Origin of the sequence: Bradyrhizobium sp. (genome assembly GCF_019244115.1) — a bacterium.
Classification (GTDB): Bacteria; Pseudomonadota; Alphaproteobacteria; order Rhizobiales; family Xanthobacteraceae; genus Bradyrhizobium.
This window is the reverse complement of record NZ_JAFATE010000732.1, coordinates 1-2,907: the sequence shown is the minus strand read 5'-3', so window position 1 is coordinate 2,907 and position 2,907 is coordinate 1. Positions and strand designations below refer to the sequence as shown.

The window sequence follows — 2,907 nt, the reverse complement described above, 5'->3', positions numbered from 1 at the left end:
GTAGGCGGTCCAGGGCCGGTAACTCCTCTCGCCCCTGAGGTTGTCGAAATCGATGCCGCCGCGCGGCGCGTAGCGGTGCGCTTCGCTGCTCACCACTACCACCCGCGCCCGATCGGCGAGCGCGTCGAGCAGGGCGGTGACCAGCATGAAGTGGCCGATGTGATTGATGAAGAACTGGCTCTCATAGCCGCAGACGCGTTCGAGGCGCGGCGGCGCCATGATCCCGGCGTTGCAGATGATGGCATCGAGCCTCACGTTGCGGCGCTTCAGCTCGCCGACAGAGGCGCGGATCGAGGCGGGCTCGGCGAGATCGCAGGCAACGCCTGTCGCGGAGATCGCGCGCGCGACGCTTGCGGCTTTCTCTTCGCTCTGCGCGGCAGCGATGACGTTAGCGCCACGCTGCGCCAGCACCCTTGCGGTCTCAAAACCGATGCCGGAGCTGCAGCCGGTGACGAGGATGGTCTTGCCTTCGAGCGACAGCCCGCGCGTGACCTCCTCGGCGGTGGAGCTCATGCCGAAACCCGAGGGGCCGTTGGGGCGGAGCAGGGCGTACAGCGACATCGAGGCCTCACGACAGGGGACGCGAAGTGAGATAGGCGAGGGCTGTAACCGTCTCAAGATGAGCGGGGGCATGATGTCATCGCAGACCTGCGCAACGGATCCCCGCCGATCTAAACGCGAGCCTCACGGCCGTGCCAGATGCGCGTGATGAAGATGTCCCGCGTCTCAGGAATGACCGCGTAGCGTATGATGTAGCCGGATGAGCCGAAGCGGATCGCGATCTGGCGAACATCCGCATCGACCGTCGGCACGCCACGATCGGGAAAGTCCTGAAGTCGTTCGATGCTGGTCAGAATGAGTGCCATCGCCCGTTGCGCGGCGCCGGGATTTTTGTGATCGAGAAAAGATCGGACGCGCGCGACGTCCTCGACGGCGTCGGGCGAAAAAATGATCATCCGATCTTTCGCGGCGCGGGACGAGGCAGTTCGTCAGTCGTGTCCCAGCTTGCGATCCAGTCCTTGACATCCCCGAGCGGAACGGCCTCGCCGGTCTCGCGAAAGGCATCGAGCCTTCGGCGATCCTCCACCACATCGAAGCCAGCCGGATCAACAATCGAGTCGAGCAACGCGATCGCTTCGGCGAGAACCGCGGCGACGTCCTGCCCACGCTCGGCCGCGATTTCAGCGAGCCGCGCATCCGTTTCGGCATCGATCTCGAGGGTGCGGCGAACGAGATTCATAAGGCTAACGTAATGGCTGGCCCGCGGTTTGTCGAGGGATCGTGCCCAGGCACCAGCCACGAGCAGCTTGTGTAGGGGAGCCTACGCAGCGACGGCTTCGTGGATCGCTTCGCAATGGCGCACGAGATTGGGATGTGCGGATACGAACGCCTTCAGCGGGGTCGGGATCGGGAAGAAGTGGATATTGGCGACAAAACCGTAGATGCCGGCGTCGATGCTGCCGGGTTTTGGCCCGTGCACATAGCCGTCGGCCGGCACCAGTTCGGCCAGCACCTCGAGGTCGGCGAGCCCGCGCGCGTAGGCCTGGTCGGGCGTGTAGCGGCCGATGCCCTGATAGTAGTAACGCTGCGCGTTGTACTCCCGCGCCTTGTCAAGCCCGGCCGCGTCGATCTGCGGATGCTGCGCCATGAAGGCGTCGCGAAACGCCGGATAGAAGCGCTCGTCCTTCCAGCGCGAATACGACATCACCCAGTAGAGATCATCGAGCATGCGTGTGACCAGGTGATTGGTGCGGCGCTGCGCGGTTGACAGGCCGGCGTCGATCGCGAGTTCATGCTTCCTGGTGAGATGGACGATGATGGTCTCGCTGTCGCCGACGGTCTCGCCGTCCTCGACGATATAGGGCAGCTGCCCGCGCGGCGCCTTGGACGCGTCGAACACATGCTCATGCGCGAACGGCACGCCCGCGAGTTTCAGGAATGCGAACACCTTCAGCCCATAGCCGTTGTTGTCGGCGACACCGAACAGTTTTGGATAGGAGAAGAGCGTGAGCATGGGCAAGCCTCCGGCTGCCGGAGATACGCAAGTGGTCCAGTATCAAGGGCGATGTTGCATCGCGGAGCGTTACTTAGCAACGGCATGGTAAGTATCGTCGTAACGCTGGGGTTGCGCATTGCGATGGGTTAGGGTTGTTGACCCTTGATGCTGCGAGAGTACGCGATGCTGGACGAGTTCGAGTGGCCTCGACCCGACAATGACGCGGATGAGAGAATCGTCGGCAATGTGCGCAAGCACGGCTGCCATATCGTTGGAATCATGCCCGACGAAGAGCGCCCAGGTTATGCTTTTTCGATCGGTCTGTTTGTCAATTATGGTCATCCTGAGATCGTGATCTTCGGCCTGGACCGTCGCGATGCCGGCAATGTCATCAATGACATTCGCGACCGCGTCTCCAGAGGCCAGCGTTACGCGGCCGGCGATGTGGGCGACCAGCTTCTGGTCGGCCACAAGGCATGCTTTGCTGACGTGCCGCCGCGTCCATTTCCATGTTTGCAGCTGGTCTGGCCGGATCGCGCGGGACGATTTCCGTGGCAGGCCGAGTTCGATCCAGCCCTGAGAAAGTATCAGCCGCTGCTCAGAGGCTTTTCTTGAAGCTCACCGACGCTTGCTTTGGCCAGTGTTCGTGCATGCCCGGGCCAGCGCCCGGGCATGACGTTCTAAGCGATCGGTACCGGCGCCCTCACAACACCCTGTTGCTCTCCTTCACCTTATCCGCATCGAGATACACGCTGCTCCCCATTTCCTTGAACTTGGCGCTCATCTGCGCCATGCCGTCCTCGATGGTGCCCTGCGTTGACATGCCGATGGAGTTCGGATCGTTCAGCGTGGCGGCGTAGTCGCGGACGTCCTGGGTGATCTTCATCGAGCAGAACTTTGGGCCGCACATC

At 62.5% G+C, this 2,907-nt stretch carries 5 protein-coding genes and 1 pseudogene; 1 reads left to right on the top strand and 5 read right to left on the bottom strand.

Features of this window, described 5'->3' with window-relative positions; translation table 11 throughout:
* From JOZ76_RS31605 to JOZ76_RS31590, 4 genes are all read right to left on the bottom strand, one after another.
* Positions 1-561, bottom strand: a 561-nt coding sequence (locus JOZ76_RS31605; RefSeq protein WP_291705315.1) for an SDR family NAD(P)-dependent oxidoreductase, incomplete at its 3' end; no start/stop codon positions are given.
* 110 nt (positions 562-671) lie between these two features.
* Positions 672-956, bottom strand: coding sequence for a type II toxin-antitoxin system RelE/ParE family toxin (locus JOZ76_RS31600; RefSeq protein ID WP_291705314.1), 285 nt, complete (start codon positions 954-956; stop codon positions 672-674).
* Complete coding sequence (locus JOZ76_RS31595) at positions 953-1,240, bottom strand: hypothetical protein (protein WP_291705313.1); 288 nt, start codon at positions 1,238-1,240, stop codon at positions 953-955. The genes JOZ76_RS31600 and JOZ76_RS31595 overlap by 4 nt, the downstream gene beginning before the upstream one ends.
* 81 nt (positions 1,241-1,321) lie before the next feature.
* Positions 1,322-2,014, bottom strand: coding sequence for a glutathione S-transferase family protein (locus JOZ76_RS31590; protein ID WP_291705312.1), 693 nt, complete (start codon positions 2,012-2,014; stop codon positions 1,322-1,324).
* A gap of 165 nt (positions 2,015-2,179) precedes the next feature.
* Here JOZ76_RS31590 and JOZ76_RS31585 point away from each other — a divergent pair, with 165 nt between their 5' ends.
* Positions 2,180-2,611 (top strand): DUF4262 domain-containing protein, encoded by a 432-nt coding sequence (locus JOZ76_RS31585; protein WP_291705311.1) that lies wholly within the window; start codon positions 2,180-2,182, stop codon positions 2,609-2,611.
* 88 nt (positions 2,612-2,699) lie between these two features.
* On the opposite strand, the pseudogene JOZ76_RS31580 reads toward JOZ76_RS31585, so the two are convergent.
* Positions 2,700-2,907, bottom strand: a pseudogene (locus JOZ76_RS31580) (phosphomethylpyrimidine synthase ThiC); the annotation flags it as partial.